General features: G+C 44.1%; 1 protein-coding gene. It reads right to left on the bottom strand.

Annotated features, from left to right (window positions below; genetic code table 11):
- Positions 1 to 921: transcription antitermination factor NusB (locus ACS8FD_RS17820; protein WP_439276833.1), on the bottom strand; the 921-nt coding region annotated here is incomplete at both ends.

Genomic DNA, 921 nt, shown 5'->3' with positions numbered 1-921 from the left:
GTTTTTTTCAGCTTGCTCTAAATCTTGCTGTTGTAAGTTTAAGCGCTGTAAGTTTTCATAAATACGTTCGATACGAGGCGCTTCGTTATCGATAGCCGTTGCCTTGATGTCACCAATCACAGGTGATGTTTCAGTATCCTCTTGTTTCACGTGAAACAACGATGGCTCATTTAAGCTAATTAATTCTAACCAATGAGCAAGCTTACCACCGGGTGCAGCGCAAGCATCTAAAATGCGCAGCTGGTTATTATCAGCGTCTGAATCAATATCTGTATTAGACTTATCAGCACTAACTTTATTCATTAAAGCGGTATGAATGAGTGGCGCGGCAAGTTGAGCATGCATATCTTGTACGCTGGCAGCACCTTCAGCGAAATGAGGCAAAGCGTTCACTGCAGTGCTTTGATGTAGCCTAAGACCTTTGGTTGATAATGTGGTAGGCGTGGCTGTATCTGACGAACTCGTTAAGTTAAAACCACTGGTTAGCTCAATCAAATCCGCTTCTATCTCTGCCCCATCCAATGTTTGTTGATAATCCTCTACTGAGCTAATCCCTGAGTTTACCCGTAAAAACATCGGCGCAGGCTGGCGTAAACCTTGCGTCAACGCTGCATACTCATCACTCCAATCTTGTTTAAGCTGATAAGCGAGCCAGTTGGGCAAACTGTGGTTCTTGTCGCATTTTTTACGGAATTTATTGGTGTTTTTGGCGACTTTACGTAGGATCGCATTGACAAGACCAGAAGCCCGCGCAAATTCAATTTCTTTGGTTGCCTCTACCGTTTCATGAATAGCAGCATGGTCAGCTACCTCTAAGTAAAGCAGCTGTACAAGACCCACTTGAATAGCAGTGCGCACCTCAATCTCATCAATAGGATTGTCAGCTAAGCTATCAAGTAGCCTTGCAAGTGCGTGCCATTG

The sequence above is a fragment of the Psychrobacter sp. 1U2 genome (assembly GCF_051847575.1).
The sequence above is the reverse complement of the archived record's forward strand: the minus strand, read 5'-3'. Positions and strand labels throughout refer to the sequence as shown.